This window comes from Streptomyces sp. NPDC043854, assembly GCF_056436005.1.
Window position 1 is genome coordinate 13,450 of the sequence record NZ_JBWKDK010000017.1, and the last position, 22,088, is coordinate 35,537.

Genomic DNA, 22,088 nt, shown 5'->3' on the forward strand with positions numbered 1-22,088 from the left:
GCCCGCAGGCCGGAGAGGGGGCGAGGTGTGTCTACCGAGCGACGAGCTGATACAGGGCGAGGCCGAGGCCGGCTAGGCCGGTCACTGCTGCGATGGACGGCAGCGGCCAGCGTCCGCGCTCCAGCGCGTCGAGCCGCGTCTCATGGTCCGCGAGCTGCCGGTCTGACTGATCGGAACGCTGCACGAGGAGCGCGAGGCTCCCGTCGACGCGGGCAAAGCCGGTCTCCATGGTGCCACGCAGCCGTTCCAGTTCCAGAGCCACAGACGCTCGCTCCTCCGGGGGCGTCACTCCCCGTCCGTGTCTGTCTGCAGCCAGCCCGGAAGGAGCTGCTGCACCCCCGGCAGGGCCATGACCCGGGCGAAGCCACCGGCCACAGCCAGGGTGCCGGCCACCCACGGCAGGGCCTCCGGGATCCCGGACGCGGCGACGATCGCGGGCAGGGTGACGGCCAGGCCAAGGCTGGTCTGCAGCACGGTGCGGGCGGTGCGCTTGCTGCTGTCCTTCATAGTGGTGGCGCCTTTCAGCTGGTCGGGTCAGGGGTGCCGGTGACGTCGACAGTGACGCGGACCACCGCGTCGGCGATGGCCTGCCGGACCGCGGCGACGACCGTGGCGGTGTCGACGTCGTCGTGCTGGCCGAGCAGCCCGGCGAGGGTCTGCACGGTCGCGGTGAGCCCCGCGATCTGAGCCTTCACCGCGGCGACCTCGCCGTAGATCACGTCGTGGCGGCGGTCGGCCCAGGCGAGGATGTCACCGGCCGACGTCTTCCGGCCGCTCGGGGTCTCCAGCTGGTAGGACCAGAGTTCGGCAGGGGTGGGCATGTCGTCTTCCTCCGTAGGGTTGGGCTGGCCGGACACGAGGTGCTTGGCGTACTCGATGACGAGGTCCATGCGGGTCGCCCCGGGGTCGCCGTGGTCGTTGCCGTCGGGTACGTGCATGTGGCCGCAGTGCCCGCGGAAGCTGTTCCACTCGTCGAGGGACATGCGGGCGCGGCTGTTGCCGTAGCTCTCCGGGTAGGGCAGCCACGGGCGGGGCGTCGACACGAGCGGTACACCGTGCTCGGTGTTCAACCAGGCGATGTACCTGGCGTACTCGCGCAGCAGCCAGTCGGGGGCGTCGGGCCAGTAGACGTAGTCGACGCCCGCGCGGCGGGTGCCCCAGCTCGTGCGGCGTGCCGGGTCGCAGGAGCCGACGAGCTCGACCTGGTGGCAGTTGTTGCGGTTGGTGCGGACCGCGGTGTTCGGGTTGTCGACGAGGGCGCGGGCGGACATGTCCGCGGGGAAGTGCGCGTACACCTTGATCCGCTTGTTCGGGATGTCCGGCAGGATCGTCACGTTGGGGGCAGATGCGCCGCCGTCGTAGTCGGGCAGCGACGTGCCCTCGGTGGTGTGGGTGACGACGCAGTTGATCTCCTGCATCAGCCCGGGGTATCGGGAGTCGTAGCGGTAGGCGGTCGAGGCGCCGGGGTAATACTGCGCGCCGGTGGACAACGGGGCCTCCAGGGCGTGGAAAAGCCCCGGGCCAGACGGCGCGGGGCGGGTGAGGTGGGGTGTCAGCTGGCAGCGGCCATGGGGTCGCCGATCGGTTCCGGGGTGCAGGTGCACTCGTTGCTCTGCTCACCGGCGGTGCACTCGGCCTGGTGCAGCAGGGTCGTCGCGTCCGTGCCGAGCGCGTGATCGGCGCACGCGTACACCGGCACAGTGTCGGTGGGGCCGCCCTCGCTGGGGCGGGCACGGCGCTGCCACTGCACGACGGGCGGGGCGCCGCAGGCGCAGGCGATCATGCGTGGATCCAGTCGACGTACATCATCGACGCTCCTTCGTTGACGTAGGCGGTGGACAGGGTGCCACCTGAGTTCTGGCCCCCGGCGATCTCGATGTAGTCGTTCACGGCGAGCTGCAGGATGTGGGTCGCCTCCGGGATGCCCATCAGCGTGCCGGCGCCGTAGAGCGACGCCCCGCCCTGGATGTAGTTCGCGTTCACATGAACGCGGGCGCCGCGGCTCCCGGTGCCGTTCGCGGCGAACGCGACACGGCCGGTGACCCGGTACCAGCCCGCGAGCTGGCAGGTGTAGCGGGAGGTGTTCACGCTGGTGGAGTGACCGTTGTAGGTGTCGGCCACCTCGGTGTCGAAGTTCAGCACCTGCCACGTGCCCGTCGCCACGTTCTGCGTGACGGTCTGCTTGAGGACCGCCAGCGGCGGGTTCAGCAGGAACGAGCACTGATCGCGGATCTCCTGATTGCACAGGGCCGCGGTGACGACCTCGCCGACGACCCACGTGCGGGGAGTGGCCATCAGCTCCTCCTCTCCGGTCCGTCAGCGGGCGGGCGCTGCTCGCCGTGGGGCTTGCCCGGCGGGTCCGGCCGGCGCGGCCGGTCCCATGAGTCGTCGTCTGCGTGCCACCAGTTCCGCTCGTGCGGCGCCTGGTCGAGGACCTGTGCCTCGGCCGCCGCCGGGTCGTCGGGGAACACGATGCGCGCCCAGCCATAGCCGCATTCGGGGCAGGCGAACCGCGCATCGTCCGGGGTGACCACCTGGGCGGAGCCGCACCGGCAGTCGGCCACCCACCGGCCGTGGTTGATCCGGGCGTAGATCCGCTCGCCCACGAGCATGCCCACCGGTGGGGCGACCCGGCGTTGCATCTGCTGCTCGTACCAGCGCCACACCCGCTCAGCGGGCGGGACTAGATTCCAGGCGTCCGGGCGCTGGCCTGGCCGCGGCGTGTAGAACGTCTCGGCCCGCCGCACGGGAATCTCTCGCACTGGATCTCCTCAGTAGCCGAGCCGGGTTGTGCTGCCGAGGACGCTGTACGTGCTGCTGTCGAGCACCCACACCGCGTCCGTCTGCGCCCGGGATGTGTGGAACTGGATGGTGTGGGTGTTCAGGCCGATCTCGTCGACGTAGCCCTCGATGAGCAGGGGCATCGTCGAGGCGGGTGCCGTGGTCGGCATGTTGTTGATCTCCAGGACCGAGGACACGTCCGCGTCGAGGAGCGCCCGGTATGTGGCCAGGGGCAGCGACTCGGCACGGACCGGGATCTCGCGGATCTCCGGCTCCGGGTTCGCGTACCGGGAGACCGTCCAGTACACGGTGTCGAGTACCTCGGCGTCGGTCATCCGCAGGATCGTGGCGTCCTTCGGATAGGGGCCGAACGCGGTCACCGATTCGCCGGCCACGACGCGCTGCGTCGCGCCACCCGGCCGCATCGCCTTGTACTGGTTGATGATCTTCTGGTCGTCGGACGGCAGGGACACACCGTCCGTCTCCAGGTTGGCGTAGTCCAGGCTGGCGACCGCGGTCGCGTTCTGCCGGACGGTCCGGCTCTGAAAGAGGATCGCGTGCCCGTCGCGGTGGGAGAGCAACTTGCCGTTCTCCGTGGTCTCGACGGTGCGCATCATCTCCAGGGCGCTCGCCCCACCGGCCCCCTGGGAAGCGACCGGAGAGAAGTCTCCGACAGGGTCGACCGCCGCTACCCCGGCGTAGCCGGCGAGCCGCAGCACGCGTTCGTCGGCGCCCTCCCCGGAGAAGCCTGTCGCGCCGGCGGCGTAGTGGGTGGCGAGTAGCGCGGGCGAGGTGACCGAGGTGTAGATGACGGCATGCGCGACGGCGCCGTCCCACAGATGGTCGGACCCGTAGCCGCCGATGGAGACGTAGCGCAGCGCCAGCTGGCTCAGCACGGTCACGGGAAGTGCGCTGCCGCCGTCGATGTACACGGCCTGGGTGAACTCGTCGTACACCATGTGGTGCCACGCCCCGTCCGCCAGGTTCGTGGCGTTGACCACCGTAACGAGTCGGGTGCCGTAGAAGTTGGTGTGCTCGATGACCAGGTAGCCCGAACTGTTGAGGCCGAAGACGATCTCGTAGCGGAAGTCGAGGGACCGGGCCGCCATGAAGTACCTGTTCGCGACGCTGGTCTGAAACCAGGCTTCGAACGTGATGCTGTACAGGCTGGTCTGCTCTTCCGCGTACAGCCCCATGTAGGCGTCCAGGCGGATGCCGTCCGAGGTCGACGCCGGCGAGAGACGGACCACGCTCTGCCCGGTGGCCGCCGGCCCGGCCGTCTCACCGAATGCGACGCTGCCGCCCGTGCCGACCTGGGCTTGGACGAGTGTGCCCGCCCCGGTGCCGGCGATGTCCCCGGCAGTCGTCGACGTCGACGGCTCGTTCAGCGGGAAGTACACCATCGGGTTGACGAGCTTGATCTCCTCCATGAGGAGCGGCTCAAGCGCGGGCAGCTTGGACAGCGGCTTGAAGAAGTCGCTCGCGGTCAGCCGCGTCTTCCCCTCCATCCCCGTCCAACCGGCATCCCACTGGTTGACCAGGCCGTAGAACCGCCAGTGGTACTCGGCGCCGGCGGAGTCGAACGACGTCGCCGAGGAGCCCGCTTCGAGCTGCACGTCGTCCAGCCACACGGTGTCCCCGGACGCCGGGGACGTCACGGTCGTGGTGAGCTGCATGGTGTGGCTGGTCGACGTCGCCGTGAACGTCCGTGTGATCTGCTGCCACGTGTTGGTGACCGAGGACGCGGTGCCCGCGGCCCCGTTGTCGATACGCCAGCACACGGACGGATCCCCGGTGGGTACCCACACCCAGCCAGACAGCGTGTACGTCGTGCCGATGTCCAGGCCGTACACGGTCTGCTCCATCACGCCGCCGGTGCCCGTGGTGTTCCACTGGATCCGCAGGGACCGGACGCCGGAGTGCGCCCTGGTGTTGTCGGTGTAGAAGTCCGTGACGAGTTCAGTGGCCTTGTCGAACCAGACCCCGAGGTCCCCGTCGACCTCGAACGCAGGCGTGTTGATCAGGTTCTTTCCGGAGGTGGTGACCATACCCACCTGGATGGGGCAGTTCGGCCGCACATAGGGGTAGTACGGGGAGGCCGACAGGCCGGCGGTGAACCGGCCGTCGACGTTGTCGAGGACCGCGCTCAGCGTGGCCGGCTGCGTCTGGGTCAGCTCATCCGAGGCGCCCCGCGTGATACGGACCCCGGAGGGCAGGTGCACCCACTGGCTGATGTCGGTCCACGTGACCGAGGTGGCCATCGGCGCAAAACCGAACGCCACCCGGACTACCGCCTTCGCCGTCACGACATCAGCACCCCCTCCGCCAGGCCATACGTGCGCTGCAGCTCGAGCAGCATCCGACGCAACTGCTGCGCGACCGCGAGCGGATCGAGCGCGCCCTGCACAGTGATCTGCGGGGCGAACATCACGCCGCCCCCGCCGCCGCGCGGCACCGCACCGATGGCCGCGGTAGGCGCGGCCGCCGCCACTGGCAGCCGGCGGCCGGAGTTCAGAGCATCCATGAACGGTACGCCAAGCCGGGCAACCGCTGCCGCCCGGACGACGTACTCGCCGTCCGACAGCCACGCCGGGATGCTGTCCGAGGTGCTGGTGCCCCGACCGCGGACGATGCCGCCTCCAGCGCGGGTCAGCACGCCGTTGATGATCCGCGAGCGGTTCAGACTGGAGTCGATGAGGTTCCTGGAGCTGATCGTGACGGTGATGTGCCTCGGGATCGCGGCGAGCTCGGACCGTGCACGAGCGGCCTTGGACTCCAGGTCCGCGATGTGCGCCAGCAGCTGCGACCGCTTCGACGGCGGCACCGAAGCCAACTGGCCCTTCGCCACCGTGATCTGCTGCTCCCAGTTCGCGATGTTCATCCTGAGCCGGTTCTCAGCCAGCCGCGGCGCCACCTGCTGCGAGAAGGAGCGTGTCCGCTGCTCCGCCGCGTTGAGGCCGCCGATGAACTGATCCTTGAACTGGCTGAACTGGCCGGCCGCGGTGCGGAGCTTTTCGCCGATGCCCGGGATCCAGCCGAACGCGGTGGCCGCCCCGACCACCAACACATTGAGGGATTCGAGCGCGCCGGTGGCCATCATCCGGAACATGCCGACCACGCCAGGCAGCGACTGAATCGCCAGCTCGCCCAACGTGAGCAGCGCGTTTCCAAACAGCCTCGCGTACTCCATGATCCCGAGCTTGTTCCGTTCGACTGCCTCGTGGAGCCGTTGGAACGGGCCGCGCACGCTCTCGATGCTGGTGCCCGCAGGCAGGAACGAGTCGAGCAGTGCTCGGCCCGCGGCCTTGGCCGCGGCGCCGAACGGCGCCAGGAGCAGCCACACGGACTGGATCCCGTGCGCGACGTCCCGGAACACAGGGCCCAGGACCCGGGCCGCCAGACCGAGACCGTCCAGCGCGACCTTGAGGACGTTGCCCGTCAGGATCATGGACTCGCCGAGGGCAGGGCCGAACGTGCGGGCCACCTCGCCCGAGAACCGGCCGAGCGCCGACAGGGTGGTGCTGAGCATGGTGAAGAGCCCAGACAGGAACCGGCCTGAACCCTCGACGCCGACCTGCAGTCCCTGGAACATGCCGGGGAGCCCCTTGCCCAGCAGGTCACGCAGGCCCCCGGACAGGGCGCGCAGGGTCGGCTCGCTGGCCGCGCCGAAGCTGAGGAAGCCGCGGGCCAGTCCGCCGAGTCCACTGGTGAGGTCCCGAACGAAAACGTTGCCGAGCGCCAGGACGCGGGTGAAGTCTTTCTGGAAGCCAGCGTCCTTCATGAGCCGACCGGCCCCGGCCGCCGCGTCCCCGAACCCCTTGCCCATCATGGTCATGGCGTCGCCGAGGATCTTGACCAGCGGCCCGGACTCCCGCAGCGCTGCGGTGAACCCCGGCAGCATCGCTTTCTGAATTGCCGGGCCGAGGTCGGAAAACGACTTCTTCGTTGCAACGAGCTCTTTGGTGAAAGCGCGCGCCTCAGGGCTCAGCCCCTTGAGCGCTTCGGCGTACTCCTTCTTCCCCTTGCCCGCAGCCTCGACAGCCTCGGCGACACCCGAGAACCCGAGCTTCATGGTGCCCGCGGCCAGCCCGACACCAGCGATCATCGGCACCACGGCGCCCAGCGCGGGCAGCAGGGACAGCGCGGCGATCGCCGCGACGGCCCCCATTGCTCCGCCCAGCCCGCCGCCGGCGCTGCCGAGCTGCGCGCCCGCGGTACCGGCCGACGAGCCCAGCCGGGTCAGCGCCGACCGGGCCCCGTCCGCACCGTCCCCAAGGCCCAGGAGCCGGGAGCCGCTGCGGTCCGACGCATCGCCGGTCGCCTGGACCTGCACCGCGGTCCCGGCTGCCTCGCGTGCCAGCAGGTCCGCGGCCTGCGCCGCGGTGACGAACCGGCCGCGCAGGTCCCGGATCCGGCCCCTGCTGTCGCGAGTGAACTGCTCGATCTGCGTGTTCGCGTCGTGTGCCGCGTCGCCCAGCTCGCGTACGGCCGGCGCGGCGTCGCTCGCCTCGCCGCCCATGTCGGCCGCGGCCTGACCCGCATCGCCAAGGTTGCGGCCGAGCTCCTGCAGCCCACCGCTGGCGTTGCGGGTGAAGGCCCTCAACTCGCCGCCGGACTCGTCCACCGCCCGGTTCAGGCGATTGTGGAAACGCTCGGCGGACTCCCAGATGCGGCGGAAGACAGGCGACAGGTTGTCGTCGCCGTCGAGGATGAACGACATCCGCTCAGCCACCGGACGCCCCCCTTGCTACGTCCGCCTGGTGGCGGTCGATCCAGTCGCACAGCACTTCGAACTCGTCGACCGTCAGGTCATCGACGTCGCGGGGCCCGAGGTGCAGCAGATAGGCGAAGAGGCCGATGTACTTCAGCCGTCGTTCGGCGAGGCCTCCGCCGTCTCTTTTGGGGGCGCAGCCGCCGCGGCCAGCGCGTCATCGACGAGGCCTGGATCGGCTGCGTAGAACCGCAACTCGGCGATGGCCGGCGCCCGCCGCTCCTCCGGGAGTTGCTGGATGTCCTCGGCGACCGCGGCGACCTCCCGCGCGTCGAACCGGCTGTACAGCTCGTCCACCATGGGGTCGAAGTCGGCCCAGCGCAGGGACGGCTGGTTCCTCTTGAGGAGCACCCACACGATCCCGCGGAGCGCGGTCGGGTCGTCGTCCCGCAGCCCGAGCTTGACGTCGGCCCACTTCATATCGGTGGTCCGCTCGATGATCTGCGCCTCCGACGTACGGACCGAGCGGGCGTCGAAGTGCTGCTCCTCGCCGTCGGTGGGCCGGTACACGATGATCAAGGCTTCTCCTCTATTCGAGCCGCTGGCGGACGTCGCGGAGGATCCGCTCGACCTCGCGCTCCATGCGCGGCTGGTGCCTGCGGACTGTCTGCTCCCACCACAGCGGGGTTGTCGTCTGGGTGGCCCACCTGCGGCGGTTGCCGAAGACGGGGTGGCGGATGCGGCCGCTGTTGAGCACGGTGGGCATGTTGCGCAGGTCCGGGGGCAGCCGCCCGCGGTCGATCCACACCCGGGCCCCGGGATTGGACCCGGCACGTACCGAGATGCGGATCGCTGCGGCGATCGTGGCGCGCAGCGGCCGGGTGGTGGGTGACGGGCCGCTGCGGCCGGCGCCGCCCTGGCTGCGGATCGGCAGACTGCGCACGGTGCGCTGGAGGTCGTCGCGCAGGGGCTCCGCGGCGCGCCGGATCCGCCGGTGCATGGACGCCCGGACCGGGGCGCCGGCCGTCGCATGCAACCGGCGGGACAGCTCCAGCAGCGCCCCAGTGCCCAGGATCCGAATGTCCCGGGTCACGGCTACACCGCGGTGTCAGTGGAGATGTAGCTGATCGTCGGCTGGTTCGTGCCGTCGTACAGCGCGGTGAAGGAGTAGGTCGGCTTGACGACCTCGAACCCGTCGATCGACGGCGGCGCGTCATCGATCTTGATCGCGGGCAGGGTGATCCGGAACGTCTCGTAGTACGTCGACGCGATCAGCGGGCCGACCCACTCCAGGACCAGGGACGTCGCCGCATCCGAGGTGTGCAGGTCATCGAGGGTGGTGGACACGTAGTCCATCTCGATGCTGCCGGTGATCTTGACAAGGTCGTTGGCGATCGGTTCCTTCTTCAGCCCCGACTGGCCAGCGTAGAAGCGGTCCGTGGCCATCGGCCGCTCCACCTTGACGGACACCTTGCGGACCCCGTCGTGCGCTGTCTCCGACGCGAACGTGCCGGTCTTGACCGTGAGCTGGCCGAAGTGGAACGGTGACCTGCTCGGGTAGCTGGCGGTGGCCAGCGTCTGCGTCTCGTCACACGTCTTGCCGTCGATCTCCCACGAGGCCATCAGCATGTCGCCGACCTCGCACGAGAACTCTGCGCCCGTGACCTTGCAGCCGACGAACGACTTGTCCGTCACGGTGCCGGTGGTCAGCGGCACGCCCTTCTGGATCGTCAGGCTCTTGCCGAAGCTGTCGGCGAGGGTGTGGGTCTGCAGGTAGGCGGCGGTGCCGCCCTGCTGTACCGGGGTGACGGTGGTGCCCATCAGGGCCTGGAGCAGCAGCCCCATGCCGGTGTTGGTGACCTCCATGTCGATCGACCCGGTCGCCTCGACCATGGTCAGGACCCGCCGGTTGGACAGCGGCAGCAGCCGGCCCGCGGCGATGCCCGCACTCTGAGCAGTGGTCTTCTTCAAGACCAAGCTCTCCTTGGTGATCTCCAGGAACCTGGTCGGTGCCACGTACGTGCCGTAGGTGGACTCGGCGACGATGCCGAGCTGGCCGCCGAGGCCGGAGCCGATAGCCATCAGTCGTCACTCCCCTTCGGGGACTTGGCCGCCGCCTTCCTCGGCGCGGACTCCTTCGGTTCCTCGACGCCCTCCCAGTTGGGGGGCTGGCAGACGTAGCCGTCGTACCTGTGGTCGGGCACCTCGACGACCTCGTCGGGCTGCACAGTGCGGCCGCCGAGCTCGGGCACGGCGACCGGCACGTCGCCGACGTAACGGACCTTGGCCATGGGCCTGTCTCCTTAGATGCGGGCCCGGCAGCGGACCGTGAATGCGACGCCCGCCAGGACGCCGTCCGACTGGAGCTGGTAGAGGTCCCCAGCGACCAAGTGCGCCCACAGCACGGCGCCGCCCAGGGTGGGCGCCTCCGGGGCGGCGTCGGTCGCGCGGAGCGCGTTCTCGACTTCGGCCAGGAGCTCGAATGCCCGCGCTCTGCGGGCAGCCATGTCGGTGCCGCCGGCGCGGGACTCGGCGTAGCACCCGATGTCGATGTCCTCGTCCCGGGTCCGAGCGCCAACCGACGCAAACATCTGGGTCAGGCCGACCGCGACGTCGGCGCCGGGCTGGTGGCCGATGAACAGCCAGTCCCCTCCTGACAGGTTGTTCGTCGGCGGCCCGTCCACGACGTGCACGCCGTGCAGGCCCGGTGCCGCGCGGAGTACGTCCAGCAGCCCGGCGACCGCGCCCGGTACGGCAGAGGTAGCCATCACGCCACCCCCGGCGGCAGCCGGTGCGGTTCCAGCAGCTGCAGCGCCCGGTTCGGGATGGCGTACCCGAAGCCAGCGACCGGCTCGGTGACCGAGAAGTCCTCACCGCCGCCGAGCCCGGCCAACGCCCGCGACGCGCCGTACTTGGTGCGCCACAGGTGCTGGAGGATGATCCGGGCCGCCGACGTCAGGTTCGACGGGATCAGGGTCCGGCCTGCGACGTAGGTGATCCGCAGCACGGGCCCGTACAGCAGCCCGCCGTCGAGACGCCGCAGGACCCCGTTGGAGTCGACGTGCAGATCGGCGCCAGCGTACGTCTCGCCGCCGGCGAGGACGCCCGCGGCGGACGTCACGGACAGCACCGGGGTCCGGCGCAGCGCAACCGCGTCCGTGCCCCACGACGAGACGGTGTGGTCCTCGACAACGGTCCGGCGGGCGCACGGCCCACACAGCCCCTCGACGAGCTCGGTCACGGACTCCAGCCAGGGGCGGATCTCCTCGTCGTGGCTGGTGTCGTCGGCCGCGAGCGACAGGTGTCGGCGGGCGTCGGCCATGGACAGGATGAGCGGCGGCTCGGCGGCCCGCACGTCGAAGACGTCGGTGTACGCCGCGGCCGGGGTGGTGAACACCCAGCGGACCGCGTGGCGGCCGGCGTGGACGGTGGTGTACTCGACGGTGTACTCACCCGTGCTGCTGGGCGGGTTCGTGACCGCTGGGGACGTGGTGGTCCCGTCGGGCAGGGTGATGGTGAGGGTGACGCTGGCCGCGTTGGTGAGCGTGCCGCCGGCGTCGCGGCAGTCGGCGCTCAGACGGACCGCGTCGCTGAGATCGAACGGCACCGCTGTTCCCCTACTTGGTCCGGCGCCCCGGCTTGGCCGCGGCGGTCGTCGCAGCGCCGCCGGGCTCCAGCGCGGCCGGCTCCGTCGGCGGGGTGAGCGTCCGCAGCTCCCCGGGCCCGGCGCTGGCTGTCTCGGCCTGCCGCGCCCGGCGGGCGGCAACGTGCGCGGTGACGTCCTCGAACAGGTGGCCGTGCGTCCTGAGGACGGGGTCCTGCTCGTCGACGAGCTGCCCGCCGGCGTAGACCCGCGGCGAGCCGTCCACCCACACGCTGAACGGCGTGGTGCAGCGCTTCACTGCCATGGTGGGGCTCCTAGCTGTGGGAGATCGGACGGCGGCGGGGGAAGGCGCGCACGATTGTCGCGCCGAACACGCCGCCGGTCGTGGCACCAGAGGTGACGACGGACGCGCGCAGGTATCGCTTCGACCCGATGTAGCCCAGCTCGTAGAGCACGTCGTCGTCGGACGAGGTCAGGGTGGGCGCCGAGCCTTGCAGGTCGGCCGCGGCCACGGCGGACCACGCCGAGTTGTCATCGGACTCCTGCAGAGTGACCGCGTGAGATCCGTCGGTCATCGTCCCGGTGTGGACGATGAGCATCGCCGACCGGCAGTTGTCCTTGTTCTCGTTGAGGTCCACGGTGGTCCCGTTGACCGTGCCATTGGTACGGGCCGCGACGGAGAGCGTCACCTTCGCCCGCGCCAGGCCGTACAGCGAGTTCCGCATGAGCGGATCCCCTTTCCGGGAGAGGGCCCCCGCCGTGGTGACGGGGGCCGGGCGGGGTCAGGTGACGTTGAGCATCCGGAACGCGCCGTCGTTCACGCTGTCGGCGCCGACGCGGTAGTAGGCGTACCAGCCGCGCTGGCCGGTCGGGCGCCGGTTGGAGCCGACCAGGTGCGGGATGAACTCCACGGTCATGCCGACCCGGTCGGCGATGACGTAGTTCGACCAGTCGCCGTACACGGCGAGGTAGTTCTCCGCAGCCGCGGTGACGGAGCCGTCCATGTCCTCGGCCTCCAGGGCCGGACGGCCCAGAAGCATCGCGGGCACGTCAGCTCCGATGCGCTCCCACATCTGCGCGCCGCCGCCGGTGTCGAACTGGCGGATCAGGTTGTAGATCGCCCGGTTGGCCATCCAGGACCCGTTCGCCCGGTACCGGGCCGGCAGCGCGTTGTCGATCTTGTAGATGTCCGCCGCGGCGAACGTATCCGTGGTCGTCGAGGTAACGATGCTGGACGTGCCCGTCAGCGCGGTGACGATGCCGGTCGGCTGGTTCGACCCGGTGCCGGTGGTGAACGCGGCGGACTCCAGAACGTCTCGGCCGAAGGCCAGCAGCTTGGCCACCTCCTGGGTGGCGTTGGCCTCGTCCTCCAAGGCCTCGATGGAGATGGGCACGAAGCCGCTGGCCTTGTGGATCGGCACGGTGGGCTGCGCGAACGTGGGGGTGTCGTCGGACACCTCGGTGCCTTCGGTGTCCCAGCTCCAGGACACTGCGCCGCTGCTCACTCCGTTCCAGACGTCGCCGGTGGCGACGACCTGCCGGGCGACTTCGCGGACCTGGTTCCGGCTGCCGTTCGCGGTGATGATGACGGTCGGGTCGAGCTGGAACGGCACCAGGTAGCCGCCGGCGCTGTCGGTCAGCGACATGGCGCGTTCCAGGGCTCGCTGCTCTTCCTGAGAGATCAGGTGCCCGCGGCCGCGCGCGACCTTCGACCAGGCCCGCAGGTACTCCGGGCTGGACGTCGCCAGGCACAGCCGGGCGATTCGAGAGTCGCCGTCGTCGAACTGCTCGATGATGCTCGTGCCGGCGGACCGAACGCGGTCGTTGGCGCCGGACATCTTCTCGATGGCGGACAGTGCGCGGGCCCGCAGCTCGTGCGCGACCTCTTCCTTGGACCGGGAGAAGGTCCGCACCTCGGAGAGGTCCCACGGGTTGCGGAAGCGGCGGTCCTCGACGGAGTCGGGGTTGAGGATCGGGTCGGAGTCGTAGCCGTCGGAGCCGTACGACGTCCCGGCCGCCGGGCGGACGCCCGCCGCGGACGGCCGGCGCTCGCTGACCGTCGAGGCGGCCCGGACCTTCTCCAGCGCGGCCATGCGTTCCAGCTGCCGGCGGTGCTGGTCGACCTCGCCGAACTCGCGGGTCAGCTCGTCGAACTGCTGCTCGTCCTCGGCCGTGAGCTCCGGCTTGGCGCCGAGCCGCTCAAGCTCGGCTTCGATGTCCTTCAGGCGGATCTTCGCCTGCGGGTGGGACAGTTCCATCAGCTTGCGTCCTTCTCGTCGATGAGCGCCAGCGTCTGGCGCATGCGGTCCCGGGCCTCGGTGATGTACGCCCGGAGGCGCTCACTGGCCGGGGAGGGGGACGGGTGCCCATCGGCGGGCGGCGCGTCGGTTGTGCTGGGGGCAGGCGGGTGCCCGGTGGCGGGCGGCGCGCCTTGGATCTGGCGGAGGGAGTCGCGGACGGCGGCCGCCATCCGGTCCGGGTCGATCTCGCCGCTGAGGTCGACGACCAAGTGTTCGCCGCGCTGCGGCTGACCTGGCCGGCCGAAGAGCAGCGAGGCGGCCACTTCGCGGCGCAGTTCGGGGTCCTCGGGCACCGTGGGCGCTGCGGCGTCCCGGGCGAGCGAGCGGCGGATCGCGCGGGCGGCCTGCCCGTCGTGGGCGAGCTCGTCGGCCATGCCGCGGGCCCGCACGGACACCTCGGTCCCGGCGTAGGCCGGGAACACCACGGGCCCGAGCTCTCGGCACCGGACCTCGATGATCTCCCGCTGGAGGGGGCCGCGGTCGCCGGGCATCCACAGCAGCTCGCCGACCTCCTCGGGCCGGACGACCTTGCCGGCCGCGTCGCGCCACTCCTCCCGGATTACCTCGAACCTGAAGGACATCCCCGACACCGTGCCGTCGGCGATCGCGTCCCGGATGGGCTGCATCAGCCAGTTGTCGGAGATGCGGCCCTCGACGTAGAGGCCGTGGTCGTCCTCGCGGAGCTGGGTGATCGTCCCGATCGGGATGGACCCGATCAGCGGGTGATGCCCGTGGTCGAACTGCATGACCGGGGTCGACTCCCGGATCGTCTTGCGGAACGCGCCCCGGCGGATCGTCTCGGTGAACGAGCCCTCCCAGGAGTCGATTTCGGTTGACTCGCCGAACACCGCGGCGTAGCCGGCCAGGGCGCGGCCGTCGGACTCCCCGTCGGGTGCCTCGGCGCGGAACGGCGCGGACCGGGTCAGGTCGCGCGCGATGGCGTGCACGGTGCCCATCACGGGCCCTCCTCATCAGTCGGGGGCGCTGGCGCGGTCGTCGGCAGGGTCGAGCCCGGGGGCTGCAGCTGGACGGAGAACAGGCCGGTGTGGACCAGCAGCGAGAGGTCCTCGGCCTCGACGGCCCGTACGACCGACTCCGGGGTGAAGCCGGCATCGGTCAGGGCGCGGATGGTCTGGGCGTGCCGGAACTGGATGTCGGCAGCGTCCTTGCGGTCCTCTCGGAGGAACGGCACGTCGCGGGGGTCGTACCAGAGCCGCACCACGCCGCTGTCGCCAGCGCCGGCCGGGCGTACCAGGTGCGCGAAGCTGCCGGCGACGTTGCCCCACAGCGGGTGCATCGTGCCGTCGGCGAACCGGCGGCGCGCCTGCGAGTAGTTCGAGTAGGTGGCGGCGGCGAGGCCCTCGGACAGGCCGACGATGACCGGCGGTACGCCGGCAGCGGCGGCGATGCGGGTCTCCCCGGCGCCCTGGATCCGCGAGAAGTCCATCTGCGAAAACGACGACCCGACGACGGTAACGTCGGCCCCGCCGCCCAGATACAGGGTCTTGTAGGCGTTCCGGGCGCCCTTGTGGCCGGCGTCCATCTTCGCGACGAACTTCTCGAACGCCTCGGCGCCGATCTCCCGCGGCATCGTCACGACCATGTTCGGCGTGGCCGCGTTCTCGAAGAACTTCTGCTTGTGGGCCGACATCAGCCCGTCGCTGGTCGTCTCCCGCAGGACTGGCGTCATCCACGACATGCCCCGGTACGTCGCCAAGGGGTCCGGCTTCGGGGCGAAATGGGCGACCTCGTCCACGAGGAACGGGACCGGCTCGGCGCCGGACACTGGGCCGCCCTCGGTGTAGAGGTAGCCGAGGCGGCGCCAACCGAGGTGGCCGCCGCGGCTGTGGCGGGGCTCCAGGATGATCTGCACCCAGTCGGGGCGCATCCGGACCAGCTCGTCGCCGTCCCGGGCCCAGTAGCTGTTCCCGGCGAGGTCGGCGTCCAGAATGACCCTCGCCAGCAGGTCTTGGGTCGTCCCGCCCGGCCATGGCTGCTCCAGCAGCCGCAGGTCGGTGCTCCCGAACATCTCCGACGGCCTGCCGTTGTGGAGGCGCTGCCAGGCGAACCGGGCACTGCTGAACACGTCCTTGCGGACGTCCATGCAGGCCGACAGCACGCCGTTGTGGGCGGCGCGGACCGCGTACCCCTGGAAGTCGCGCGGCGGCGGCTCACTGGCCTGCCCCGGCATCGTCTGCTGCACGCCGGACGGGTAGTACGCGGCCCCGCCGAACGTGAACGAGTTGACGTAGTCCTCCAGGGAAGTGATGTGCCGTTCCTCGGCCGCGGCTCGGCGCCCCCGGGACGCCCGCCACAGGGTCGTCATCCGCCACCCCTCCCTTCACGTCCCGGCGGGTCCACGTCGGCCACCAGCAGGCAGTACGCGGCCAGCAGCACCCCGGCGACGACCAGGCCGACGGCGAGGCCGAGACCGAGCCCGGCCCCGGCGGCGACCAGGGCCCCGCCCAGCGCGGTGCCGGCGCGCGCCCGGCCAGCGCGGCTCACAGAAAGGCGACCCACGGCTCCGGCTCCTCCTCTGGTGTGTCGTCCCGGGTCCGCAGGCCCCACGCGGCGAGCGTCACCGCGACCAGCGGGCTGATGTCGACGGACACCCCACGGCGGGCCCAGGCCCAGGCCTCGCCGAGCTCGCGTTTCCGGGCGCCGGCCAGGGCCGCGGCGAGCGGCGCCTGGTCGAGGTGGACAAGGGTCTGCTCGGTGACCGCGTCGTAGAACTGGCCGCAGGCCTGCGCCACTTCCCGGACCCTCGGCACCGTCACGGTGAGTCCCGCCCGCTCCAGGTCTGCGATCAGCGCGCCCGCGGGCCCGCCTCCGTCGACGACCCACGCGCACGGATTCCAGCGCTCTTGCAGGTCAAGGGCACGTTCAACGATCCAGCCGACACCGGGCCGGTGGTCGACGACCTCGACGTGCACCGCGCTGCCCGAGACCCCGGCGACACCGATTGCAGCATGTGACCGCTCGGGGGTCATGTCGATGGCGAACGCCACGGGGTCGGACGGCTTGCTCTCACCGTCTGTGAGCGCCCGCCACGCGTCCTGGCCGATCACGGACCAGGTGTCGGCTCGGTCGGAGGGGTAGTCGCCGACCCCGAGCCGCTCCCGCGCGAACACCGTCGGCGACATGCTCAGCCGCTCGCGCTGGACGTGCTCGGCTGTGATGCGGATGCCGAGCGCCGGGTTCGCCCTGGCCCAGGCGGCCGGGTCAGCGTCGTCGTCGTGCTCGGCGCACCCGGTGGGGCATTCGGCGAGGTGGGGGTCGATGGACCACTCGAAATAGGCCAGGGCAGGGTCAGGTTCGCCCTCCAGGGCCCGCAGGGCGCGCTCTCGGAGCCTGCCGAGCTGCACCGACGGCCCTCCGATGCCCGAGGAGCCCAGGTACCAGATTTGCGGGTTGGGCCGGGCGGACATGGTCGGCATGAGCGCGCCCATCGCCTCGTCGCCGAGGTGCATGGCCTCGTCGAGGACGTTGCAGTCCCCGGAGAAGCCGCGCCCGGAGCCGCCGGACCGGGCGAGGAAGCGGAGCCGCTGGCCCGAGAGCAGCTCGATCGACTCCTCGCCAGTGGTCCGGCGTACCCGCGCCACCCGCTTCCGCAGGTAGTCCGAGTTCGTCACCAGCGCGGTGACCCGGCGGAACGCCTCGATGGCCGTTTTGAACTCGTGGGCCGAGTGCAGGATGAGCTGCTCGCCGAGGAGGAACAGACCGGCCAGTTCGCGGGCTTCGATGATCGCACCCTTGCCGTTCTGGCGCGGAACGTTCACCGCGACCTCGAACGCCGACCACCGGCCGTCGGCGCGCTCGCCGAGCCCGAGGTCGAGAACGTGCTGTTGCCACGGGTCGAGCTGCAGCCCGGCGAGGGCTGCGAGCTCGACGGCCTCCTGCCCCGAGGAGGAGAGGAACGGCGGCGCGACGTGGAGCCGAGGCTGCTGGGAGCCGCGCGGATCAGGCGCCGCGGCGTGCGGCGCGTCGAGCAGCGAGGTCATCGAGCTCATCCCCCTCCGCCTTGCCGGGCGCGACTATGCGGAGCTTGTCGAGGGTGGCCCGCAGCTCGCGGCCGACGACCGCGGCACTGGTGGCGGCGTCGGTGCCGTCGAGGTGCTGGGCGAGGGTGATGGCGAGGGCGCACAGCCCGGGGGCAAGGTGCGCGACGCCGAGCGCGAGGATCTCGTCGCGGGTGGCCTGCTCGTTCTCGATCTTGACCACCCCCGTGACAGCCAGTGACAGTTACGGAGAGTCGCTAAATCAGAAACGTCATCATTCCCGAAATAGGATCTTGAAAATCGGCCGCGCAAAAAACCGGGCGACAAGGGCGGTTTGGGTCGCCCACCGCGCCGATTTTCTCGGCGGGTACGAGCCCCCCACCCCTGGCCGGGCCGGCCTGGCCATCGCGATGCGTGATGGTGTTCTCGATCAAAGTTCGAGTTTGTGTGACGGACTGATCAGGGCAGGTCGGGGTGCACGGGGCGTGGGGGTGGGACTACCGTCACCAGGGGCGGGATGCCTGCACGCCGGTGGCCTCGCCTACCACGGCGCGGCGCCGGCTGTACCACCGGGTGGCTACCTGCTCCATGCCTGGGTGCCGCATGTCGCGGACGCGCTGCATGACGACGTCCCGGCCCGGGTCCACGACAATGATCTTTGCGCCGAGTCGCGTGTACCGGGCGGTGGCCTTGGCGCTGGGCATGGTGTGGATGAGATAGACGTCGACCTTGTCGCGGTGCTGGACCGCCTCGTCGATGGCTGCGAAGCGAGCCCGGTGTGCAACCTTGAGGAGCGTCTCGTCGTGGTCCCAGGCCAGGGCGCCGGGTCCGGCGAGCGCGAGCGCGATGCGGTCCAGGTCGATGACGATGTCCCCGCGCTGGGCGCGCGCCGTGATCCAGCTGCTCTTGCCGGCGGCCGGGGGCCCGGTCACGACATACAGCACGGTGTGTCACCACCCCCGTTTGATCAGGCCTGCCGCTCTCGCTCCATCAGCAGGTTGGCCAGAGACATCCACGAGGTGGCCAGCTCATCGAGGCGTTCCATGAGCTGCAGGTTCGTCTCCATTTCGGCCTGCTGCAGCAGCCTGGCCGCGTTGTCCAGCGCTGCTTCGACGGTTGCCATGTTCACCATCTCCTTGACGTGCCGGGCGTACGGACGGTGAGCCTGTTCCCGCGGGCGCTGTTGCACCGGCGGTGCGCGCTGCGGGCGTTGGCCGGGTCGAGCAGCTCGCCCCCCTTCGAGAGGGGGACGAGGTGGTCGAGGGTGAACGCGGCCGGGTGGCGGCCGGCGTCGGGCCCGGTGATGTCGTAGGCGATGTCGTGGCCGCAGATCCAGCACGGGAGGTGCAGGGCGCGCTGGCGAGCACACAACGCTCGGTAGCGGCGGCCGTTGCGGGGGTTCTGGGCCACGTCCCTCCTCGTGCTCTACTCGGCGGGGACCGCCGCCCATTCGCGGGGCGTGTCGATTCCGTCGGGGGCGTAGGCGACAGTTGCCGGACGGGGGTTGCTGGGCACGGCGAAGACGATGTTGCCCTTGACGCACTTGCCGGCCGTCAGATGGGTCTCGACGGGGTAGGCCGGCTTGGGGAAGTCGCCGTACGTGGTGCTGGACGCGGGGACGCGTGCGCCGTCGGCGTAGGTCAGGGTCCAGGGCAGCGTCGAGGCGAGGAAGGAGCCCTTCTCGCTGCACGTCTTGACGTCGAGCGCGGCCCACACATAGCCGGGGGTCCCGGATTCGTCGGAGGCCGAGCCCACGGAGCGGACGTTGTGCCGGTAGCCGAGGACGGTGACGTTGCCGATGACCTGCTCGGCGTTCAGGGTTCCCTCGAACGTCCATGTGTGGCCGATGGCGAACACCGGGTCGCGGGTGGGTGACGGCGATGCGGTGGAGGCACTCGCGGCGGGCCGGGGCGTCGTGGTAGCCGGCGCGGCGGCCTTCTCGGAGGTGCTGGTGCTGCTGTTGCAGGCGGTGACGGTGCAGAGCAGCAGGACGGCGGCGAGGCCGGTGGTGCGGGTGTGCATGGGTCCCCCCGTGATGTAGGGCGTGAGGGGGCATCATCCGTTGCTGTGGGTGGCGTTCGGGCGGTAGTGATCGATCTGTGACGTCAAGTGACGGTGAGGGTTCCGGCGCGGCGCACGATCAGCTCGGCATTGGGCGGGTCGATCTTGATCCAGACGTGCCAGTCGCCGCGGGTGAGCGTGGTCGCGCCGCCGGAGGGGCCGACGAGGATGCGGGCGGTGCTGCTGCCGTCCCACTGCCCGGTGAGCCACTGGCCCGTGGCTGGGTTGGCCCGGTTCGCCGCGGGGAGGAAAGCGAACTGCGGCGCGGTGCCAGTGAGGTCGACGCCGGCGGGTGAGGTCGTCACGGTGACGCTGATGTATTCCAGGCTGCTGGCGGGGATCACCACGGTGCTCCGACCTCCCAACCGCGTGCGGGCGCCGCAACGGTCCAGCGTGTGGCCGGGGTGCCGATGGTGAGCGTGATGTCCGGGTCGAAGAGGGTGACGGTCGGCGCGTACACGGTTGTGGTGGACGCGAGGAGCGCGGGGTCGATGGTCTGCTCGCCGGGGGCGATGGCGAGCGTCCAGGCGGAGCCGAGCGCAGACTGGTCGGCTGTCGACACGCGGGATCCGATCGTCCCGGACACGGTGGCGTCGCTGTCGCCCCATGCGCCGGAACAGGCCCCGTTCAGGGCAGTGGTGAAGGCCTGCCCGCGCCGGGTGTGGCCCGCGGGCGCGGTCCAGGCCGCGGTTTGGGGGATGGCCGAGCCTCGGGAGTCCCAAACGACGCCGATTTCGCGGCTGGATGCCTGCACGCTGCCCAGGGACGGGGTGGTCTTGGTCGTGGCGGTCGTCGACGTGTTGGTCGCGGAGGCGATCGGGTTGGAGGCCAGGGCGCCCCGGACGCGGCCGAGGAGCAGCACTTGGCGGATGCTGCCGGTGCTCGGGGTGACGGTGACGGTCGCGCCGAGGTCGCCGGCTTCGGCGATGCGCCACCACAGCTGGGACATGTGACCGGCTTGCATGGCGGTGCCGAGGCTGGTCCAGGCGCTGGCTCCGCCGCTGATGGCGAACGTGCGGCTGCCGGACGGCATGACGCAGGCGACGAGGAGGAGGTCGCCGACGAGGACGCTGCCGTCGTTGGGGATGGTGGCTGAGGCGCTGCTGCTGGTGGAGAGGGTGACGGTGTCGGCGAGGTGGGTGAGCTGACCTACTGCCATGGCCTACCTCCTGGGGGCGAACCGCCGCTCAAGGGCGCCACTCGTCGCGGTAGTCCGAGTGGCTGGCATAGGGCAGGGCGAGACACCGCACAACAATCGCGAGCTCGCGTACGAGGTACTTGGTGAGGACCCCGCCCATGTGGTTGGCGAGCAGGGCGGCTTGATTCTCGTACTGGCACACGACCTGCCGCTTGGCGCCGACCTCGGTAATGACGCGGGCAGGGTCATGGGCGGCAATGTGTTCGGCCGTGGCTCGCAGCTGGCGGTTGCTGAGGGCGAAGACGTCGGCAACCGTGATGTCGTCCACGGCCAGAACCTCGTCACACTCCGGGTCCACCCGCCAGGGCCCAGGGCTGGCCACGAGAGCGGTCTGCTCGTCCTCGTCGAGGCGCGCGCGGAGGAACTGCACGAGGTCGTCCATGCCGTTCATCCTCTCTGCCTCGGCGTCACAGGGCGAAGATGCCGCTGGCGTTCCACTGGGCGACGATGTTCCCGCCGTTGGGGGTGACGCTGACACCGTCGATGTACGCGATCAGCGAGGCTGTCGCGTCGGAGCCGGTGTGCTTGTAGAGGATGACGGCCTCGACGCTGTCGCTGGTGGCCACGGTGAACGTGGCGTCCGCGGCGTCGAACACGCCGCCCGTGATGGTCTTGGATGCGAGGGCCGGGGACACGGCCACGCGGGCGCCTGCGGCGACGTCGTCGAGGAAGTCGTGCGCCGCGCTGTAGGTGTAGTCGGCGGTGTCGACGAGGACGGCGCGGATGTCGGCGCTGCTGAGGTTGATCCCACCGCCGAGGAGGAGCTGCTTGAAGCTGGGGTAGAGCGCGCTGGCCACGAGCGGCCTCCTTGTCGTGGCGGTGGCGGCGGTGGCCGCCCGGGGCCCTCGTCCCGGGCGGCTGCTCCCGCGCCCACCCGCCGTGGGTGGTCTGTGGGTTGATCAGTAGGTGGGGCAGAGGTTGGCCTGCACCGCGGCGAGGATGCCCGCGCTCTTGGTAGTGCCGAACCCGTTGGGGTGGTTGGGCCCGATGAACCTCTGCTCGACTTGGGCGACGCGCTTGGTGACGTCCTTTTCGTTCTTCAGGGCGGCGCACTGGTCGCGGCCGCGGGACACGGCCTTGTCGTCCTTACCGTTGACGATCTCAGGGTCGATGGCGTTGAGCGCGGCAAGGTATGCGGCGCGCTGGGCAGGGCCCGGGCTGGGCGGGATGCCTGCGGCCGAGCTTGCGGCTTCGGGGGCTGCGCTCTGCGATGTGGCAGGCGCCGGGGCGGCGGCCGATGGCTTGTCGGCGGGCGCGGGGTCGCTGCTGCATGCGGTGAGGGTGAGGAGGCTGGCCGCTGCAAGCAGGGTGATCATGTGTGTGCGCATCGGGCCATGCTCGCGGCGGTCGGGCGGCTGGGGGCGCTCTGTGACTGACCTGTGACGCGCGAAAGCCCCGCATGACGGCGGGGCTTCGGGTTCCGGGCATGCCGGAT

Annotated in this window: 32 protein-coding genes; all 32 read right to left on the reverse strand. The window is 70.7% G+C overall.

Translation table 11 applies throughout. The features are described from left to right. Nucleotides 1-31: 31 nt before the first annotated feature. The 32 genes from AC068A_RS17275 to AC068A_RS17430 all read right to left on the reverse strand — a co-directional run bounded on the left by AC068A_RS17275 (nucleotide 32) and on the right by AC068A_RS17430 (nucleotide 21,981). Entirely contained in the window at nucleotides 32-229 is a 198-nt protein-coding gene (locus tag AC068A_RS17275) for a hypothetical protein (protein WP_478585973.1), read from the reverse strand. A gap of 56 nt (nucleotides 230-285) precedes the next feature. Then, the gene (locus AC068A_RS17280) at nucleotides 286-507 is read right to left on the reverse strand and encodes a hypothetical protein (protein ID WP_478585707.1); all 222 of its coding nucleotides are present in this window, start codon (nucleotides 505-507) and stop codon (nucleotides 286-288) included. Between the two features lie 14 nt (nucleotides 508-521). Next, entirely contained in the window at nucleotides 522-1,490 is a 969-nt protein-coding gene (locus AC068A_RS17285; protein WP_478585709.1) for a hypothetical protein, read from the reverse strand. Between the two features lie 62 nt (nucleotides 1,491-1,552). After that, on the reverse strand, nucleotides 1,553-1,783 hold the full coding sequence (locus AC068A_RS17290) for a hypothetical protein (protein ID WP_478585711.1): 231 nt from the start codon (nucleotides 1,781-1,783) through the stop codon (nucleotides 1,553-1,555). Continuing rightward, nucleotides 1,780-2,295, reverse strand: a complete 516-nt coding sequence (locus AC068A_RS17295; RefSeq protein ID WP_478585713.1) for a hypothetical protein — start codon at nucleotides 2,293-2,295, stop codon at nucleotides 1,780-1,782. The genes AC068A_RS17290 and AC068A_RS17295 overlap by 4 nt, the downstream gene beginning before the upstream one ends. Next, nucleotides 2,295-2,762, reverse strand: a complete 468-nt coding sequence (locus tag AC068A_RS17300) for a hypothetical protein (RefSeq protein WP_478585715.1) — start codon at nucleotides 2,760-2,762, stop codon at nucleotides 2,295-2,297. The genes AC068A_RS17295 and AC068A_RS17300 overlap by 1 nt, the downstream gene beginning before the upstream one ends. A gap of 9 nt (nucleotides 2,763-2,771) precedes the next feature. Further along, nucleotides 2,772-5,063: a carbohydrate binding domain-containing protein gene (locus tag AC068A_RS17305; protein WP_478585717.1), complete on the reverse strand. Its 2,292-nt coding sequence runs from the start codon at nucleotides 5,061-5,063 to the stop codon at nucleotides 2,772-2,774. Nucleotides 5,064-5,083: 20 nt separating this feature from the next. Further along, complete coding sequence (locus tag AC068A_RS17310) at nucleotides 5,084-7,513, reverse strand: hypothetical protein (protein ID WP_478585718.1); 2,430 nt, start codon at nucleotides 7,511-7,513, stop codon at nucleotides 5,084-5,086. 132 nt (nucleotides 7,514-7,645) lie between these two features. After that, nucleotides 7,646-8,071, reverse strand: a complete 426-nt coding sequence (locus AC068A_RS17315) for a hypothetical protein (RefSeq protein ID WP_478585720.1) — start codon at nucleotides 8,069-8,071, stop codon at nucleotides 7,646-7,648. 10 nt (nucleotides 8,072-8,081) lie between these two features. Then, nucleotides 8,082-8,585 carry a hypothetical protein gene (locus AC068A_RS17320; RefSeq protein WP_478585722.1) on the reverse strand — a complete coding sequence of 168 codons (504 nt, stop codon included), beginning with the start codon at nucleotides 8,583-8,585 and terminating at the stop codon, nucleotides 8,082-8,084. 2 nt (nucleotides 8,586-8,587) lie between these two features. Continuing rightward, nucleotides 8,588-9,574, reverse strand: coding sequence for a phage tail tube protein (locus AC068A_RS17325; RefSeq protein WP_478585724.1), 987 nt, complete (start codon nucleotides 9,572-9,574; stop codon nucleotides 8,588-8,590). Then, nucleotides 9,574-9,783 carry a hypothetical protein gene (locus tag AC068A_RS17330; protein ID WP_478585726.1) on the reverse strand — a complete coding sequence of 70 codons (210 nt, stop codon included), beginning with the start codon at nucleotides 9,781-9,783 and terminating at the stop codon, nucleotides 9,574-9,576. The genes AC068A_RS17325 and AC068A_RS17330 overlap by 1 nt, the downstream gene beginning before the upstream one ends. A 12-nt stretch (nucleotides 9,784-9,795) precedes the next feature. Further along, complete coding sequence (locus AC068A_RS17335) at nucleotides 9,796-10,260, reverse strand: hypothetical protein (RefSeq protein WP_478585728.1); 465 nt, start codon at nucleotides 10,258-10,260, stop codon at nucleotides 9,796-9,798. After that, a complete protein-coding gene (locus AC068A_RS17340) occupies nucleotides 10,260-11,099 on the reverse strand; it encodes a hypothetical protein (protein WP_478585730.1) in 840 nt (279 codons plus the stop codon). Before AC068A_RS17340 ends, AC068A_RS17335 begins: the two co-directional genes overlap by 1 nt. Before the next feature lie 10 nt (nucleotides 11,100-11,109). Further along, nucleotides 11,110-11,400: a hypothetical protein gene (locus AC068A_RS17345; RefSeq protein WP_478585732.1), complete on the reverse strand. Its 291-nt coding sequence runs from the start codon at nucleotides 11,398-11,400 to the stop codon at nucleotides 11,110-11,112. A 10-nt stretch (nucleotides 11,401-11,410) separates the two neighbouring features. Beyond that, nucleotides 11,411-11,821: a hypothetical protein gene (locus AC068A_RS17350; RefSeq protein WP_478585733.1), complete on the reverse strand. Its 411-nt coding sequence runs from the start codon at nucleotides 11,819-11,821 to the stop codon at nucleotides 11,411-11,413. 57 nt (nucleotides 11,822-11,878) lie between these two features. Next, nucleotides 11,879-13,354 carry a phage major capsid protein gene (locus AC068A_RS17355; protein ID WP_478585735.1) on the reverse strand — a complete coding sequence of 492 codons (1,476 nt, stop codon included), beginning with the start codon at nucleotides 13,352-13,354 and terminating at the stop codon, nucleotides 11,879-11,881. Continuing rightward, nucleotides 13,354-14,352 carry an HK97 family phage prohead protease gene (locus AC068A_RS17360; RefSeq protein ID WP_478585736.1) on the reverse strand — a complete coding sequence of 333 codons (999 nt, stop codon included), beginning with the start codon at nucleotides 14,350-14,352 and terminating at the stop codon, nucleotides 13,354-13,356. Before AC068A_RS17360 ends, AC068A_RS17355 begins: the two co-directional genes overlap by 1 nt. Continuing rightward, nucleotides 14,352-15,722, reverse strand: coding sequence for a phage portal protein (locus AC068A_RS17365; RefSeq protein WP_478585738.1), 1,371 nt, complete (start codon nucleotides 15,720-15,722; stop codon nucleotides 14,352-14,354). Before AC068A_RS17365 ends, AC068A_RS17360 begins: the two co-directional genes overlap by 1 nt. Further along, nucleotides 15,719-15,916, reverse strand: a complete 198-nt coding sequence (locus tag AC068A_RS17370; RefSeq protein WP_478585740.1) for a hypothetical protein — start codon at nucleotides 15,914-15,916, stop codon at nucleotides 15,719-15,721. Before AC068A_RS17370 ends, AC068A_RS17365 begins: the two co-directional genes overlap by 4 nt. After that, a complete protein-coding gene (locus AC068A_RS17375) occupies nucleotides 15,898-17,406 on the reverse strand; it encodes a terminase (RefSeq protein ID WP_478585742.1) in 1,509 nt (502 codons plus the stop codon). Before AC068A_RS17375 ends, AC068A_RS17370 begins: the two co-directional genes overlap by 19 nt. Then, nucleotides 17,357-17,617 carry a hypothetical protein gene (locus AC068A_RS17380; RefSeq protein WP_478585744.1) on the reverse strand — a complete coding sequence of 87 codons (261 nt, stop codon included), beginning with the start codon at nucleotides 17,615-17,617 and terminating at the stop codon, nucleotides 17,357-17,359. Before AC068A_RS17380 ends, AC068A_RS17375 begins: the two co-directional genes overlap by 50 nt. Nucleotides 17,618-17,651: 34 nt before the next feature. Then, nucleotides 17,652-17,828 carry a hypothetical protein gene (locus tag AC068A_RS17385; protein ID WP_478585746.1) on the reverse strand — a complete coding sequence of 59 codons (177 nt, stop codon included), beginning with the start codon at nucleotides 17,826-17,828 and terminating at the stop codon, nucleotides 17,652-17,654. A 69-nt stretch (nucleotides 17,829-17,897) separates the two neighbouring features. Further along, nucleotides 17,898-18,338, reverse strand: a complete 441-nt coding sequence (locus AC068A_RS17390; RefSeq protein WP_478585748.1) for an ATP-binding protein — start codon at nucleotides 18,336-18,338, stop codon at nucleotides 17,898-17,900. Between the two features lie 23 nt (nucleotides 18,339-18,361). Beyond that, nucleotides 18,362-18,517, reverse strand: a complete 156-nt coding sequence (locus tag AC068A_RS17395) for a hypothetical protein (protein ID WP_478585750.1) — start codon at nucleotides 18,515-18,517, stop codon at nucleotides 18,362-18,364. Between the two features lie 2 nt (nucleotides 18,518-18,519). Beyond that, a complete protein-coding gene (locus tag AC068A_RS17400) occupies nucleotides 18,520-18,804 on the reverse strand; it encodes an HNH endonuclease (protein WP_478585752.1) in 285 nt (94 codons plus the stop codon). A 15-nt stretch (nucleotides 18,805-18,819) separates the two neighbouring features. Further along, entirely contained in the window at nucleotides 18,820-19,416 is a 597-nt protein-coding gene (locus AC068A_RS17405) for a DUF4352 domain-containing protein (RefSeq protein ID WP_478585754.1), read from the reverse strand. An 83-nt stretch (nucleotides 19,417-19,499) separates the two neighbouring features. Further along, nucleotides 19,500-19,802, reverse strand: a complete 303-nt coding sequence (locus tag AC068A_RS17410) for a hypothetical protein (protein ID WP_478585755.1) — start codon at nucleotides 19,800-19,802, stop codon at nucleotides 19,500-19,502. Further along, complete coding sequence (locus tag AC068A_RS17415) at nucleotides 19,796-20,614, reverse strand: hypothetical protein (protein ID WP_478585757.1); 819 nt, start codon at nucleotides 20,612-20,614, stop codon at nucleotides 19,796-19,798. The genes AC068A_RS17410 and AC068A_RS17415 overlap by 7 nt, the downstream gene beginning before the upstream one ends. Nucleotides 20,615-20,642: 28 nt before the next feature. Further along, nucleotides 20,643-21,035 (reverse strand): DUF6221 family protein, encoded by a 393-nt coding sequence (locus AC068A_RS17420; protein WP_478585759.1) that lies wholly within the window; start codon nucleotides 21,033-21,035, stop codon nucleotides 20,643-20,645. A 25-nt stretch (nucleotides 21,036-21,060) separates the two neighbouring features. Beyond that, nucleotides 21,061-21,450 (reverse strand): hypothetical protein, encoded by a 390-nt coding sequence (locus AC068A_RS17425; RefSeq protein ID WP_478585761.1) that lies wholly within the window; start codon nucleotides 21,448-21,450, stop codon nucleotides 21,061-21,063. Nucleotides 21,451-21,552: 102 nt separating this feature from the next. Next, nucleotides 21,553-21,981: a DUF732 domain-containing protein gene (locus AC068A_RS17430; protein WP_478585763.1), complete on the reverse strand. Its 429-nt coding sequence runs from the start codon at nucleotides 21,979-21,981 to the stop codon at nucleotides 21,553-21,555. Nucleotides 21,982-22,088: the final 107 nt, after the last annotated feature.

Coding starts and splice junctions, on each gene's coding strand:
- AC068A_RS17275 (WP_478585973.1), bottom strand. CDS start 229: ATGGAGACCGGCTTTGCCCGCGTCGACGGGAGCCTCGCGCTCCTCGTG.
- AC068A_RS17280 (WP_478585707.1), bottom strand. CDS start 507: ATGAAGGACAGCAGCAAGCGCACCGCCCGCACCGTGCTGCAGACCAGC.
- AC068A_RS17290 (WP_478585711.1), bottom strand. CDS start 1,783: ATGATCGCCTGCGCCTGCGGCGCCCCGCCCGTCGTGCAGTGGCAGCGC.
- AC068A_RS17295 (WP_478585713.1), bottom strand. CDS start 2,295: ATGGCCACTCCCCGCACGTGGGTCGTCGGCGAGGTCGTCACCGCGGCC.
- AC068A_RS17325 (WP_478585724.1), bottom strand. CDS start 9,574: ATGGCTATCGGCTCCGGCCTCGGCGGCCAGCTCGGCATCGTCGCCGAG.
- AC068A_RS17330 (WP_478585726.1), bottom strand. CDS start 9,783: ATGGCCAAGGTCCGTTACGTCGGCGACGTGCCGGTCGCCGTGCCCGAG.
- AC068A_RS17335 (WP_478585728.1), bottom strand. CDS start 10,260: ATGGCTACCTCTGCCGTACCGGGCGCGGTCGCCGGGCTGCTGGACGTA.
- AC068A_RS17345 (WP_478585732.1), bottom strand. CDS start 11,400: ATGGCAGTGAAGCGCTGCACCACGCCGTTCAGCGTGTGGGTGGACGGC.
- AC068A_RS17350 (WP_478585733.1), bottom strand. CDS start 11,821: ATGCGGAACTCGCTGTACGGCCTGGCGCGGGCGAAGGTGACGCTCTCC.
- AC068A_RS17355 (WP_478585735.1), bottom strand. CDS start 13,354: ATGGAACTGTCCCACCCGCAGGCGAAGATCCGCCTGAAGGACATCGAA.
- AC068A_RS17360 (WP_478585736.1), bottom strand. CDS start 14,352: ATGGGCACCGTGCACGCCATCGCGCGCGACCTGACCCGGTCCGCGCCG.
- AC068A_RS17365 (WP_478585738.1), bottom strand. CDS start 15,722: ATGACGACCCTGTGGCGGGCGTCCCGGGGGCGCCGAGCCGCGGCCGAG.
- AC068A_RS17375 (WP_478585742.1), bottom strand. CDS start 17,406: ATGAGCTCGATGACCTCGCTGCTCGACGCGCCGCACGCCGCGGCGCCT.
- AC068A_RS17395 (WP_478585750.1), bottom strand. CDS start 18,517: ATGGCAACCGTCGAAGCAGCGCTGGACAACGCGGCCAGGCTGCTGCAG.
- AC068A_RS17405 (WP_478585754.1), bottom strand. CDS start 19,416: ATGCACACCCGCACCACCGGCCTCGCCGCCGTCCTGCTGCTCTGCACC.
- AC068A_RS17415 (WP_478585757.1), bottom strand. CDS start 20,614: ATGGCAGTAGGTCAGCTCACCCACCTCGCCGACACCGTCACCCTCTCC.
- AC068A_RS17420 (WP_478585759.1), bottom strand. CDS start 21,035: ATGGACGACCTCGTGCAGTTCCTCCGCGCGCGCCTCGACGAGGACGAG.
- AC068A_RS17430 (WP_478585763.1), bottom strand. CDS start 21,981: ATGCGCACACACATGATCACCCTGCTTGCAGCGGCCAGCCTCCTCACC.